We start from the raw sequence: 13,323 nt of genomic DNA, 5'->3' as shown, positions 1-13,323 counted from the left end.
GATCGTGTACCGGATACTCTCCCTGCTGTGCTTCGCGGGGCTCGGGTGGACCGTCGCCCGACTCGCTTCCGCCCTGCGGGTCAACCCGTCCGTCGCGGTGTGGCTGGGGGTGGCGAACCCGCTGTCGGTGATCCATCTCGTCGGCGGCATGCACAACGAGGTCACCATGATGCTGCTGGTCTGCGGGGGTCTTCTCGCCGCGGTCCGGCTGCCGGTGGTCCGCGGCGCCCTGCTCGGCTCGGTCCTCCTCGGTGCCGGGATCGCCCTGAAGGCGACGGCGGCGATCGCACTCCCGTTCCTGGTGTGGATCCTCGTGGCCCGGTACGCCGGGCCGCTCGGCCGGGACGCCCCACTGCGCCGGTCACCGCGGCAGGTACTCACCGACGTGCGGCAGGGCACGCTGCGTCGTGCGGTGACGTTGGCGGTCGGTGGTGCGGGCTGTCTGGCGGTGGCGGTGGGGACCCTGGCTACGGTGACCGTGGCCAGCGGACAGTCCTGGGGCTGGGTCTCGGAGGTCAGCGGGAACTCGAAGGTGATCAATCCTCTGGCGGTGCCGTCGCTGGTGGCTTCTGCACTGGTACGACCGGTCGGTGTCATCGACGAGAACATCTTCTTCAACGACATCGTCGGTGTGGTGCGGCCGGTGTCCACGGTGATCATGCTGCTCATCCTCGCCGTCGCCTGGTTCGTGTGGCGGCGGTCGGTGCGCGAGGCCTTCCTCGGGGCGACGGTGGCGTACATGGCCACCTGCCTGTTCAATACGGTGGTGCTGCCCTGGTACTATGCGGCGCCACTGGCGCTGGTAGGCCTGTGGATCCGGGACCGGCGGGCCGTTGTCGCCGTGGCCTGGTTGACGATGGTGCTCTCGATGACCTTCGACGGTTCCGGCAACAACCGCCTCTACAACATCCCCTGGCTCATCCTCGTGGGCCTGGTGATGTGGTGGCTGGTGCGGACCTGCCTGCCCCGGGAATCCGCCGACGTGTCAGCTGATGGCCATGGCCTGGGCGCGGCGCATGACTTCACGGGCGAGGTGGCCGTGGAGGGCGTCGACAGGGCGCCCCGGCAGTGACGCGTCGGCGGTGAACAGGAAGTCGAGGATCTCGGCGTCCTCCCAGCCGCCGTCGGACAGCAGGGCGATGACACCCGGCACGAACTTGTTGATCTCACCGCCGTCGGTGAAGAAACGGGCGGGGATGTGGCGGACGCCGTCGACGTCGACGGCGATCAACCGGTGACGGTTGAGCTCGTCCATCACACGGGTGACGATGACGCCGAGGAGATCAGCGACGTCGGGGACGGTCAGTACCCGTTCACCGGCGGGGACCCCGGACAGCGGGGAGGTCAGGACGAGGCCGGGCCCGTCAGGGGAAGCGTTGTTGTCGTTACTCACGCCTACTACCTTAACCACCCGCCCCCGTATAATCGCCGGGTACCCGTCCGTCCCCCGGCACGACCACGGGCGGAACCACCGAAGAGACCACCGAAGAGACCACCGAAGAGACCACTGAAGAGACCAGGAGGCGATCCCCACACCGTGGCAGCACAGCTCCAGGCCGGCGATCTGCTCGACGGTCGCTACCGCATCGGGGCGACTATCGCCCACGGCGGCATGTCGACCGTCTACCACTGCATCGACACCCGCCTCGACCGCGATCTCGCGGCGAAGGTCATGGACCCGGCGCTTGCCGCGGATCCGACCGCGAGGACGAGGTTCGAACGTGAGGCGCGCGCCGTCGCCCGGCTCGACCATCCGTGCCTGGTGAACGTCTTCGACCAGGGGACCGACGCCCGCGACGACGGTGAACTCGTCTTTCTCATCATGGAGCTGGTTCCCGGGGGGACGCTGCGTGAGCTGTTGCGCGAACGTGGGCCGATGCCGCCGCACGCCGCCCTGGCGGTCACCGAACCGGTCGTTCAGGCCCTCGCTTTGGCACATGAGGAGGGGATGGTCCACCGGGACGTCAAACCCGACAACGTCCTGATCAGCGACGACCACCAGGTCAAGCTGACGGACTTCGGGCTGGTGCGGGCCAGTCGGCAGCAGTCCACCGCCGGCGGCGGACCGGTGATCGGCACCGCCGCCTACCTGTCCCCGGAGCAGGTGCAGGGGCGCAGCACCGGCCCACAGAGCGACGTCTACTCCACCGGGGTCATGCTGTTCGAACTGCTCACCGGTCGTGCACCGTTCCGTGGTGCCACGCCCCGGGAGACGGCGGCAATGCGGTTGACCGTGGACGTCCCCGCCCCGTCGACGGTCATCGTCGGAGTTCCTCCTGAACTCGACGATCTGGTACTCACCGCCACCCACCGCGATCCTGCCCGACGCTTCCCGGACGGCGCCGCTCTCCTCACCGCGGTCCGCAGCACGGTCCGTGAACTGGAACTGCCTGCTTTCCGGGTGCCGGTCCCCGAGCGGTCCGCCGTCCACCGGGCACTGGCGGGGTCTGTCTTCAGCGACCGGCTGAGCTGGGATGACGAAGCCATGGCGACGAGTATGGTGCCGCCGGTCGGTGCGGACCCGGCCGTTCCGGACAGTCCGGACCGGCACACCACGCAGACCCGCTACCAGGCACGGGAACCCGTCGACGCCGGACACCCCACCCACGTCACCCGCCGCGTCCCCGAACCGGTGCCCGCCCAGCCGGGGCCGCCGCTGAGCAACCGCAACCCGGCCCGGACCGTACTGTGGACGGTTCTCGTCCTCGTGACGGTCATCGCCGTGGCCGTGGGCTCCTGGTGGGTCGCCTCCGGCCGCTACGGAGAGGTCCCCCAGGTCCTCGGTCAGGATGTCACAGGTGCCCGCTCCGCCGTGGAACAGGCCGGTTTCACCTCGACGGTCACCGAAGTCTGGTCCGATGATGATCCGGCGGAGTCCGTCACCGGCACCGACCCGGGGTCCGGCGAGCGGGTGGTGCGCGGCACCGAAGTCGCGGTCCTGGTGTCCAGGGGTCGGCCGACGGTCCCCGAGCCCGGCGACTCCGACACCCTCTCGACGTACCAGGCGAAACTGCGGGACCGGTCACTGACCTGGGCGGTCGGGGAGGATGTCTGGGACGACGACGCCCCGGTCGGCGTCGTCGCGGCGGTGTCCCCCTCCGCCGGGTCCACGGTGGACACCGGGACCGAGGTCACCGTGCGGGTGAGCAAGGGACCACGTCCGGTCAAGGTGCCGGGCGTCGACGGCATGTCCGCCGACAAGGCCCGGAAAACCCTGGAGCATGCCGGGTTGACTGTCTCCGGCACCACCGAGGAGTTCGACACAGATGTCGACGGTGGTGACGTCATCGGCACCGATCCGGACACCGGCACCGAGGTCCCGTCCGGGACCTCGGTACGTTTGGTGGTCTCCTCGGCGGTGACGGTCCCCGACCTCACCGGACGGTCGCTCGAGGACGCGGCGGAGGCCCTTCGTGACGCCGGACTCAATCCGGTGACCGGTGACGCCGTCTCCGACACCTCGGAGGACGCCGGGGACGTCGCCGGGACCTCCCCTGTCGCCGGTACCCGGCTGGACCCCTCCCGGAACACCACGGTGACCCTGCACCCCTCTGACCAGGCCAAGGTTCCCTTTGTCATCGGCAAGTCCGCGAAGGACGCCCGGACCGCACTCGAGAAGGAGGGGTTCGCCGTGAAGATCGACGGCCGCTCCGACGGCAGGGTCATCTCCCAGTCCCCCGGACCCCGGTCACGCGTGACAGAGGGTGCCACGGTGACGGTCCGGACCATCTAACGGCGGAGCATCTCCGCGACGAGGAAGGACAGTTCCAACGCCTGCTGGGTGTTCAGGCGGGGGTCGACGACCGTCGCGTAGCGGGAGGGAAGATCAACGTCAGTGATGTCCTGTGCACCGCCGACGACCTCGGTGACATCCTCGCCGGTGAACTCGATGTGCACACCACCCGGGTGGGAGCCGAGGGCACGGTGCACCTCGAAGAAGCCCTGGACCTCGTCGATGATGCGGTCGAAGTCGCGGGTCTTGTAGCCGTTGGAGGAGGTGTAGGTGTTTCCGTGCATCGGATCGCACTGCCAGATCACCTTGTGGCCGGTGGCTTCGACGGCCTCGACGATCGGGGGCAGGGCGTCCCGGATCTTGTCGTAGCCCATCCGGCTGATGAGGGTCAGCCGGCCCGGCTCGTTGTCCGGGTCCAGCTTCTCGACATAGGCGACGGCCTCCCCGGGGGTGGTCGTCGGGCCGATCTTCACGCCGACCGGGTTGCCGACCAACGCGGCGAAGGCGACGTGGAAATCCTCCAGACCGCGGGTCCGCTCACCGATCCAGATCTGGTGGGCGGAGAGGTTGTAGAGGACGTCTTCCCCACTTTCTCCGTGGGCCAACCGCAGCATGGCCCGCTCGTAGTCACGGACCAGTGCTTCGTGGGAACAGTAGATGTCGGCGGTCTGCAGGGTGGAGTCGGTGACACCGCAGGCCTGCATGAACTCCAGACCGCGCTCGATCTCCTCGGCGAGCGCCTCGTACCTGGCACCGGCCGGGGAGTTGGCGACGAACTCACGGTTCCACTCGTGGAGCTTCGCCAGGTCGGCGGTCCCCGAGCTGGTCAGGGCACGCACGAGATTCATCGCGGCGGCGGAGTTCGCGTAGGCGCGGACCATCCGTGACGGATCGTGGCGACGGCCCTCCGCGGTGGCCTCGATACCGTTGACGATGTCACCACGGTAGTTGAGCAGACCGTTGGAGTCCTTGTCCGCTGACCTCGGCTTGGCGTACTGACCGGCGATCCGGGCCATCTTCACCACCGGAGTGGACGCGCCGTAGGTCAGGACGACCGCCATCTGCAACAGGGTCTTGATGTTGCCGCGGATGTGGGGTTCGGTGTTGGACTCGAAGGTCTCGGCACAGTCACCTCCCTGGAGCAGGAAGGCCCTGCCGAGGGCGACGTCACGCAACTGGGCGCGCAACCGGCGGATCTCCGGGGCCACGACGATCGGCGGCACCGACTCAAGGATCTTGCGGACACGGTCCGCATGCCCCTGGTCCCAGCCCGGCTGCTGCTTGGCGTCGCGTGCCACGGCATCCTGGAAACGGTCTTCGAGGTCTCCCGGCAGTGGTGGCAGATCGGGGAGCTCGTCAAGTGGTGCATCAATAGTCCAACCCATGGCAGTCATCATACGGAAGGACGTGCCCGTTCAGTGAACTGCCCGGGGGAACGCAGTCACTGCACCACGCCGGCCGGGCTCAGCGCCGGCGCGCATCCCGTGCCTGCACGGACAAGCGGTACTTGACCACATTGAACCGGGCGTCCGCCAGGGCGTCGTGGGCGTTGGCGGGTTCCTCCGGAAGCTGCGGGCGTCCGGCGTCCTCCCACAGCTGACGAAGCTCATGGGGGAACCGCGGCAGTTCCCGGGGCAGACCGGTCATGTCGCCCCAGAGTTGGGCGAAGGCGACGTGGTCGTAGGCGCCGAGCCAGGCCCACATCTCGGGACGCAGCGACGCCGGCAGCCGGTCGCCGGGGGTGTGGTCCGGCAGCAGGAAACCGTAGAGCCGCTCACGCAGCACCGACCGGGGCATCCAGGCGGGATCGGACCGGGGCGGCAGCTGGGGCAGGACGTTCCGTCGCACCCAGTCCCCCGCCCGCCGCTCGTTGAAGTCCGAGGAGACGGCGTAGAACTCGCGACCGTCCTCGGCGACGACACCGATGGAGACCAGGTCGATCGTCCGGCCGTCCTCGATGAATTCCGTGTCATAGAAGTAACGCACGGTTGGTCAGTCTAGCCGTCGACGGTCAGGCGGTCGGACGCGCACGTCGCGGCAGCGCCGGCGGGTAGAGGATCCAGCCGAGAATCGGGGTTCTCCCGATCCGGTAGAAGAGGTACCCCGACAGTGCACAGACGGCGAACCCGACCAGAATCCGGGTGTTCATCCCGGTGAGGAAGTCCCAACGCTCCGGGTCGCCCTCGACGAGCGGGCGGATGACCTCCTCGTTGACCAGGTACAGCGCCGCGTGGTGGGAGACGTAGATCGGCAGGGTGTGCCGTCCGATGCCGGCGAACACGGTCGAGACCACCGGGGTCCGGGAGATCCACACCGCCACGAGGAGGCCCGCCGGCACCGCGGTGAGGATGCGTGCCATTCCGGCGAGGTTCATCAGCGCCGCCTCTGCGGTGGTCCAGCCGTCCGGGCTGACATGCGCGCCGAGCAGGTCCATGATCCACTCCCAGCCCAAGTAGGCGACGACCGCGCCGAGGATGACGCGCCAGTCGGCGGCCAGGTCCGCGAGCCGGAAGAACACGGTCCGGAAATGCAGGCCCAGGAAGAACGCCGGCATGTAGGCGGTGATGTGGGTGATCTCGTTGTACTGGGTCAGGCCCGCCGCGGCGACGCACAGCGCCGGGAGAACGGACAGGGCCACCGCCCCCACCGGCGGGACACGGCGCAGCAGGCACGCGGCAATGTTGAAGACCATCAACGCGTAGAGGAACCAGATGCCGGGGTCGCCGAACAGGATCGCCCGCCCGAGGTTCCGCCAGGTGACGTCCTCGACCATGTCGATCCGGATCGCCGCCTGCACCGGGGTGAACACCAGGTACGGGACCAGCAGGAACCACAGTCGGCGGTACCAGAGGTCACCGAGGGTCCGGGTGATCACCCGGTGGGCGAAGAGACCGGAGATGAGGAAGAACATCGGCATCCGGATCGGATCCATGAGGTCGTTGAACCAGTGCCAGGCCGAGTCCTGTCCGCCGGGAACCCCGGTGACGACGTGCATGTAGCAGACCGCGATGATCGAAAGACCCTTGGCACAGTCCGCCCACAACAGCCTGCCCGACGCGGGACTCGCTGAGGCGGCGGCGGACGGCGTGACAGTTCTGTGGCTGTCGGCGTCCACCGGTGCACCGGTCCCCACGGAATCTGACATAGCTACCCACAGTGCCGCAATTCACGGGAAACGGCAATTCACCGTAGGCTGAGTTGCCGTGAAGAAAGCTCCCGCCCGTACGTCGGTCCCGTGGACCGCCGTCGTCCTTGCCGTCCTTGCCGTCCTCGCCGTCATCTCCGGGGTCCGTGCCTTCGTCACCTACGTCGTCAACAGCGGCGGGGTGCCCTACCACATCGACTTCGACGTCTACCGTGCCGGCGGTCGGGCGGTCCTGGACGACATTCCCCTCTACGAGGGATCGTTCACCGTGGGGTCCATCTCCCTGCCCTTCACCTACCCTCCGCTGTCCGCCCTCGCGTTCGCCCCCCTGGCGGTGCTGCCCCTGAGCACCGGAGAGGTCCTGTTCACCCTGGTCAGCATGGTGATGCTGGTACTCACCGTAGTCATCGTGCTCGCCGCGTCGGCCCGCGAGGCCGACCGCCGGATCCCCCGCCGGACGCTGTGGCTCCTCGGCGTCGGCCTCGCGGCACTCGCGACCTGGATGTGGCCGGTGGCGTCCACCCTGGACTACGGGCAGATCAATATTCTGCTGATGCTGCTGGTCGTCGCTGACCTGCTGTTGCCCAGGACGCCCTGGCCCCGCGGTGCGCTCGTCGGTCTGGCCGCAGCCCTCAAACTCACCCCGGCGGTCTTCGGGCTGTACTTCCTGCTCCGCCGTCAGTGGCGGGAGGCGGCGACCTCACTGGTCTCCGGCCTCGGATTCAGCGCACTGGCCTGGGTTTTCCTCCCCGGCGACTCACACCGCTACTGGACCGAGACGGTCAGCGACCCGACCCGCATCGGTGGGCTGATGTACTCGGCGAACCAGTCCTGGCGGGGAATGGTCGCCCGGTTCACCGGCGATCCCGCCCAGACCAGGATCTGGGTGGTGCTGGCGGTGCTGACCTTCGTCGCCGTGGTGGCGGTCATGATCCGTCAGCTGGCGGTGGGCGCGGTCACCGCCGCGGTGTGCACCAATTCCCTGCTCGCGCTGCTGGCGTCCCCGGTGTCCTGGGCCCACCACTGGGTGTGGGTGGTCCCCATGGCACTCGTCGCGGTGGCGTCATGGTGGTGGGGTGGACGCCGAGGCGCCGTCGTCCTCGGTGCCGTGATCATCGTGGTGACGAGCCGGCTGGTGCTGCACACGTGGTTCCCCTCGACCCACGACGCCGAGATGGACTGGAGTCTGGCGATGAAGATCTTCGGCTCCGAACTGGTCCTGATCGGTGCCGGCTGGCTCGCCGTCGGCGGGCTGTCCCCCCGGACGTTCCTGCCCGCCCTGGCCCCGGGGCGGACGCGGGGGAAGACTCAGAGCCGGTAGCGCAGGAACCTCGGCTTCGGCTTCGTCCCGTAAACCCGGCCGGTGCCCGGTTCGGTGCCGCGGGGGTAACCGTGCCCGGCCTCGAGGGATTTCTTCACGTCGGCGGCGTAGACGTCGCCGACGTACTCCTGGCCGGAGAGGGCGGCGAGCCGCTCCATGACATGATCGGTGAGCGCCCGGGCCTGGGCATAGGCGTCCCCGGCGTCCCTGAAGTCGGCGGGGTCGACCGGGTCACCGACGACGACGCCGATCCGGTAGGGTCGCAGGACCCAGGAACCGGCGATGTTGGCCCGCTGGGTGTCGATCATGGCGACCGGGTACACCGGGGCACCGGATTTCAGGGCGATGCGGGCCATGCCGGTCTTGCCGCGGTAGAGACGACCGTCCGGGGACCTGGTGCCCTCCGGGTACATGCCCAACGGATCGCCCTTGGCCAGCACCTTCAGTGCGGTGTGCAGGGCGGCGTCCTGCTGGTCCTTGTCACCGCGGTCGATGGGCACCTGGCCCACCGAGGAGAAGAACCACTTCTGTATGCCGCCTGCGAAGCCCGGGGTGGTGAAGTACTCCTTCTTCGCCAGGAAGGTCAACTGCCGCTTCGAGAGGAGCGGGAGGTAGAGCGAGTCCATCACAGCGAGGTGGTTGGACGCCACGATCACCGGACCGGTGGCCGGAATCTTGTCGAGTCCACGGGCGAAAGGCCGGTTGATCAGCCACAGCCAGGGGCCGATAACGACATTCTTCAACCACCAGTAGGTCCGGTTACGCAACGGGAAAATCCTCTCTCAGGTGTTCACTGCTCCGGCGAGAAGCGCCACGCCGATCATACCCGCGTCGGCACCGAGCACTCCCGTCTCCACCCGTGCGAGCGGACGGTGCCCGGCACCGACCACGTTCTGCGTCATCTCAGTGACCGCCTGGGTGAGGTAGAGGTCCGAATCGCGGCTGACACCACCGCCCACGACGATGAGCCCGGGGTCGAGGATCTCCTGGACCACGGCGAGCCCCCGGCCGAGCCAACGGGCGAAGTCGGCGATGACCTCGCGGGCGAGTACGTCGCCCTCGCGGGCGAGACTCACCACGGCACGACCGGTGATCCCCTCGGGTGCGGAATGGTAGTGCTCAGCCAGGGCACTGGAGGGGTGGCGCCCGGTGGCGATGAACTCCCGGGCGGTCAGCTCCAGGGCGCTGCCGGAGCAGTAACGCTCGAGGCACCCCCGCTTACCGCAGGGGCACGAGCGCCCACCCTGGACCACGGTGAGGTGACCGAACTCGGGTGCGGTTCCGAACTCACCGCGGTAGATGTTGCCCCCGGTGATCAGTGCGCCACCGATACCGGTCCCGACGGCGAAGAAGGCCCAGGTGCCCGCGTCGCGACCGGGACCGAGGATCTGTTCTCCCCAGGCTGCGGCGTTCGCGTCATGTTCCAGGACGACGGGGAGTCCGAGAACTCGGGTCAGCCGGTCACGGACCTCCATGTCGCGCCACGGCAGATGCGGGGCGAAGCGGACGGAGGTCTGGTCTGCGGTGATGAAACCGGCCACGGCGAGCCCCACGGCGTCCACGGTGTGCCGGCTACGGAGGATTCCGACGACATGGCTTATGGCGGTCTCCAGCGCGGCGACCGAACTCGGCGTGGGGAGCTGCTCGATGTCGATGATCGACCCGGTCCCGTCGACGACTGCGGCGCGCAGGTTCGTGCCGCCGATGTCGATACCGATGGTCAGCCGTTCGCTCGTTGACACGTCCGGGTCCACGTCCTCTCAGATCACACGACTAGAACACAGCGGCGGACGCCCTGTGCAACTTTCCCAGGGTATCGGTCAACCCCGCCAGTTCCAACTGTGTCGCGAGGGTCGGCGGCCGTCGCCGTCGAGGACGGCGGAGAGTTGGGCGCCGAGGACGCGCCAGTTCCACGCCTCCTCGATGAAACGGCGCCCTTCCAGGGCGTAGTGTGCGGCCCGTTCCGGATCGTCGAGCAGCGCGATCAGTGTGTCGGCCACACCACCGACGTCGGTGCCGTCGACGACCTCCCCGGTACGCCCGTCGAGAACGGTCTCCGGTGCCCCTCCCCCGTCGCCCGCCACAGTAGGCACACCACAGGCCTGGGACTCCAGGAAGACGATGCCGAGCCCCTCGACGGAGAACCCACCGCCCTCGGTGCGCACCGGCATGGCGAAGACGTCACCGGCACAGTAGTGCGCGACGAGTTCCCCGGCGTCCACCGGTCCGGTGAGGGTCACCCGTTCAGTGATTCCCTCGGAGACCACCATGTCACGCAACGTCTCCGCGTAGTCTCCCGGACCGACGATCAGCAGATGCGCGTCGGGGACCTTCCGGAGGATCCGGGGCATCGCCGCGACCAGGGTGTCCTGGCCCTTGCGGGAGACGATGCGCGAGACGCACACGATCACCCTCCGGTCATCGATCCCGTACCGGTCACGCACCGTCGCCCGGCCGACCGGATCCGGGTGGAAGCGGACCGGGTCGACACCACCCGGCATGGGTTCCCAGGCGACCTGGGGACCGAACGACCCCATGAAGCGACCCCGCGCGTAGCGCGAGACGTAGGTGAGGCAGTCGACGGAGCGTCCGATGTGGCGCAGCACCCACCGCCCGCCCGGGACCATCGACCAACCGACCTCGTGACCGTGGGTGGAGGCGACGACACGTCGCGCCCCCGCCCGTCGGGCGGCGCCGGCCAGCAGCGCAAAGGGGGTGGACGACCCGAACCATACAGTGTCGATCCCGAGATCACGGATGATCCGTGCCATACGTCGGGCCTCCGCAGGGAGGGGGAGAAGGATGCGGTGAGGCCAACGGATGACAGGAAACGGGAGGGCCGCGTCGCAGGCCGCGGCGGCGTCGGCGTCCTGTGTCGAGGCCAGGACCACGAGGCGACCGGGTTCGCGCCGCTCCAGTTCCAGACAGTAGTCCCGCAGGTAGCTCTGGATACCGCCGAAGGTCGGCGGGAAATCGTTGGTGACGAGCAGGACGCGACGTCGTGACCGCATGGCTGCCGTCAGTACCGGACCGCGCCGGCGAAGGGCATGCTGTCGACACTGACCACCTGGACCGGGATGCCGTAGTCGGAGGCGTGGACGATCTTGCCGTCGCCGATGTACATGCCGACGTGGCTCACGCCGGAGTAGTAGCCGACGATGTCGCCGGGCCGGAGCTGGTCACGGGAGACCGGGGTACCACCGGCGATCTGCGCTGCGGCGGTGCGCGGGATGGTCATGCCCAGCTGCTGGTACGCCCAGTACATCAGGCCGGAACAGTCGAAGGCGTCCGGGCCCGTCGCACCCCACGAATACGGGCTGCCGAGTTTGCTCAGAGCCGCACCGACGACACCACCTCCTACGGCGGACACCGCATTGAGGAACTGGTCGACATCCACGTCGATGGGACCGTTTCGGTCGATCCAGCGCTGCTTCTGGTCCTGCGGCATCCCGTCGACGGCCGCGGCGATCTGCTGCTTCAACCCGTCGAGTTCTGCATTCCGCGCGTCGAGTTCCCCCTGCCGGCGGCCGTACTCGACGAGACGGAAGTCCGCGGTGGCCTTCGACCGCAGTGCGAGGGACTTCGACGCCGCGGCGTCGGCCAGAGTCTCCTGCAGATTCTCGACCTTGGCGGTACGGCTGGCATTGAGAGCCGAACCATAGGCGCTGCGGTCTATGGCGTCCTGCGGATTCGCTGAGCCCATCGCAGCGGTCACCGGATCGACGGTGGCACCGCGGTAGAGCGACTGCGAAAGCTCGGTCACCGGCACGCGGGCATCGTCCGCCAGACGCAGCGCCTCATCAGCTCGGGCGGTATACCACGCGACCGACTGATTCGAGCGGTCCAGCAGGTCGCGAGCATCTGCCAGGGCCGCCTGATTCTCCGTGACATCGTCGCTGGTCGCCTCCGCCTGGCGGGAGACCTCGTTGAGCCGTTCCAGCAGACCGTCCGCGTCCGAGGGCAGCGGTGACAGGTCCACCGGGGTGGAAGCACTGTCTGCCGCGCTCCCCGCAGCATCCGCCGGCACCACCGGGTCAGCGTTCGCCACCGCGCCACCTGCCACGACGGTGCCGATACTGAAACCGATCCCGGCGACGGTGCGCAGGCCCGGCCCGGTGTGGGCGGTGGGGGCGACGACGCGATGGCTGGCAGTGGAACGCTTGGTCACGGTTGTAGTACCTCTTCGGATGTGGGGCGGTCGATCCGTTGAACATATTGCCACAACTTCGTGACCGTACCGCAACCTTGCTGGCGCCGTCGTCGAAGATGTGACAGGTGGTGCGGATGTGGTTGAAAAGCAGGGCGCCGGCACTCCGCGGGGAGTGCCGGCGCCGTGTCCGGAAGCTGGCCGATGCTAGAAGCGGACGGCGTTGTTGACCGGCATGTAGTTGAGGTCGTTGACCTGCACCGGGGTACCCTCGTTGACCGCGTGGACAATCTTGCCGCCGCCGATGTAGATCGCGACGTGCGAGGCACCGGAGTAGTAGGAGATGATGTCACCGGGCTGCAGGGCGTTGAGCGAAACCGGGGTGCCGCCGGAGGCCTGGGCACCGGAGGTGCGCGGGATCGACTTGCCGACCTGGGAGTAGGCCCAGGAGGTGAGGCCCGAGCAGTCGAAGGCGTTCGGGCCGGTGGCACCCCAGGAATAGGGGGCGCCCTGCTTGGACAACGCGAGGTCCGCGATCATCTGGCCGGTGGAAGTCGGCGCGGCGGAGGCGACCGCGGACTGGGCGGCAGCGGAAGCGCCGGTGAAGGCGTTCACGTCCACGAAGGATCCGGCGGCGTCCAGGATCTCATCGGGCACATCGACCGAGAAGCCGGTGCCGGGAACCTGGACCGGGGCGGCCTGGGCGGTCGCAGGCAGTGCGATGACGGCACCGACGCCGATCGCAGCCGCGGCCACGATGTTGCGCCGGGAGGAACCGTTCTTCATTGCGTGCTTACCCATAAGGAGGTGTTGCCTTTCGAGATCGTTGTGGGGACGCTGTCCGTGCCGCGCCCCTCAAGGTCACGATGAGATTACGAAATGATCACGCCCCGTGTCCAGTGCCGGCGTCCACTTTTCACCTGGACGGGGGCGTTACCTCACCGTTACCAACCGCGAGAGGACGCGACGACGACACC

General features: G+C 68.3%; 12 protein-coding genes. 3 read left to right on the top strand and 9 right to left on the bottom strand.

The features are described from left to right. Positions 1 to 1,072 (top strand): polyprenol phosphomannose-dependent alpha 1,6 mannosyltransferase MptB (gene mptB / locus QZV72_RS00420; protein ID WP_297003929.1); only part of this gene is annotated, 1,072 nt, incomplete at its 5' end. Here the strand turns inward: mptB and QZV72_RS00415 are convergent. Then, the gene (locus tag QZV72_RS00415; protein WP_297003930.1) at positions 986 to 1,348 is read right to left on the bottom strand and encodes an Rv2175c family DNA-binding protein; all 363 of its coding nucleotides are present in this window, start codon (positions 1,346 to 1,348) and stop codon (positions 986 to 988) included. The two genes, mptB and QZV72_RS00415, sit on opposite strands and share 87 nt — an antisense overlap. Positions 1,349 to 1,537: 189 nt before the next feature. On the opposite strand from QZV72_RS00415, the gene pknB reads away from it, so the two are divergent. Further along, on the top strand, positions 1,538 to 3,733 hold the full coding sequence (gene pknB, locus QZV72_RS00410) for a Stk1 family PASTA domain-containing Ser/Thr kinase (RefSeq protein ID WP_297003928.1): 2,196 nt from the start codon (positions 1,538 to 1,540) through the stop codon (positions 3,731 to 3,733). Here pknB and QZV72_RS00405 read toward each other — a convergent pair. From QZV72_RS00405 to QZV72_RS00395, 3 genes are all read right to left on the bottom strand, one after another. After that, positions 3,730 to 5,118, bottom strand: a complete 1,389-nt coding sequence (locus QZV72_RS00405; protein WP_297003927.1) for a class II 3-deoxy-7-phosphoheptulonate synthase — start codon at positions 5,116 to 5,118, stop codon at positions 3,730 to 3,732. The genes pknB and QZV72_RS00405 overlap by 4 nt on opposite strands. 79 nt (positions 5,119 to 5,197) lie before the next feature. Beyond that, the gene (locus QZV72_RS00400; RefSeq protein WP_297003926.1) at positions 5,198 to 5,719 is read right to left on the bottom strand and encodes a polyadenylate-specific 3'-exoribonuclease AS; all 522 of its coding nucleotides are present in this window, start codon (positions 5,717 to 5,719) and stop codon (positions 5,198 to 5,200) included. A gap of 25 nt (positions 5,720 to 5,744) precedes the next feature. After that, positions 5,745 to 6,878, bottom strand: a complete 1,134-nt coding sequence (locus tag QZV72_RS00395) for an acyltransferase family protein (protein WP_297003925.1) — start codon at positions 6,876 to 6,878, stop codon at positions 5,745 to 5,747. A 58-nt stretch (positions 6,879 to 6,936) separates the two neighbouring features. On the opposite strand from QZV72_RS00395, the gene QZV72_RS00390 reads away from it, so the two are divergent. Continuing rightward, entirely contained in the window at positions 6,937 to 8,199 is a 1,263-nt protein-coding gene (locus QZV72_RS00390) for a glycosyltransferase 87 family protein (protein WP_297003924.1), read from the top strand. Here QZV72_RS00390 and QZV72_RS00385 read toward each other — a convergent pair. From QZV72_RS00385 to QZV72_RS00365, 5 genes are all read right to left on the bottom strand, one after another. Beyond that, positions 8,187 to 8,966, bottom strand: a complete 780-nt coding sequence (locus QZV72_RS00385) for a 1-acyl-sn-glycerol-3-phosphate acyltransferase (RefSeq protein ID WP_297003923.1) — start codon at positions 8,964 to 8,966, stop codon at positions 8,187 to 8,189. The two genes, QZV72_RS00390 and QZV72_RS00385, sit on opposite strands and share 13 nt — an antisense overlap. A 15-nt stretch (positions 8,967 to 8,981) precedes the next feature. Continuing rightward, complete coding sequence (locus QZV72_RS00380; protein ID WP_297003922.1) at positions 8,982 to 9,941, bottom strand: ROK family protein; 960 nt, start codon at positions 9,939 to 9,941, stop codon at positions 8,982 to 8,984. A 78-nt stretch (positions 9,942 to 10,019) separates the two neighbouring features. Then, complete coding sequence (locus QZV72_RS00375) at positions 10,020 to 11,210, bottom strand: glycosyltransferase family 4 protein (RefSeq protein WP_297003921.1); 1,191 nt, start codon at positions 11,208 to 11,210, stop codon at positions 10,020 to 10,022. A gap of 8 nt (positions 11,211 to 11,218) precedes the next feature. Next, positions 11,219 to 12,367 carry an NlpC/P60 family protein gene (locus QZV72_RS00370; RefSeq protein ID WP_297003920.1) on the bottom strand — a complete coding sequence of 383 codons (1,149 nt, stop codon included), beginning with the start codon at positions 12,365 to 12,367 and terminating at the stop codon, positions 11,219 to 11,221. A 186-nt stretch (positions 12,368 to 12,553) separates the two neighbouring features. Beyond that, the gene (locus tag QZV72_RS00365; RefSeq protein ID WP_297003919.1) at positions 12,554 to 13,147 is read right to left on the bottom strand and encodes an NlpC/P60 family protein; all 594 of its coding nucleotides are present in this window, start codon (positions 13,145 to 13,147) and stop codon (positions 12,554 to 12,556) included. Positions 13,148 to 13,323 lie beyond the last annotated feature (176 nt).

The sequence above is a fragment of the uncultured Corynebacterium sp. genome, from assembly GCF_902782855.1.
Classification (GTDB): domain Bacteria; phylum Actinomycetota; class Actinomycetes; order Mycobacteriales; family Mycobacteriaceae; genus Corynebacterium.
The sequence above is the reverse complement of the archived record's forward strand: the minus strand, read 5'-3'. Positions and strand labels throughout refer to the sequence as shown.

Coding starts and splice junctions, on each gene's coding strand:
- QZV72_RS00405 (WP_297003927.1), bottom strand. CDS start 5,118: ATGGGTTGGACTATTGATGCACCACTTGACGAGCTCCCCGATCTGCCA.
- QZV72_RS00395 (WP_297003925.1), bottom strand. CDS start 6,878: ATGTCAGATTCCGTGGGGACCGGTGCACCGGTGGACGCCGACAGCCAC.
- QZV72_RS00375 (WP_297003921.1), bottom strand. CDS start 11,210: ATGCGGTCACGACGTCGCGTCCTGCTCGTCACCAACGATTTCCCGCCG.
- QZV72_RS00365 (WP_297003919.1), bottom strand. CDS start 13,147: ATGGGTAAGCACGCAATGAAGAACGGTTCCTCCCGGCGCAACATCGTG.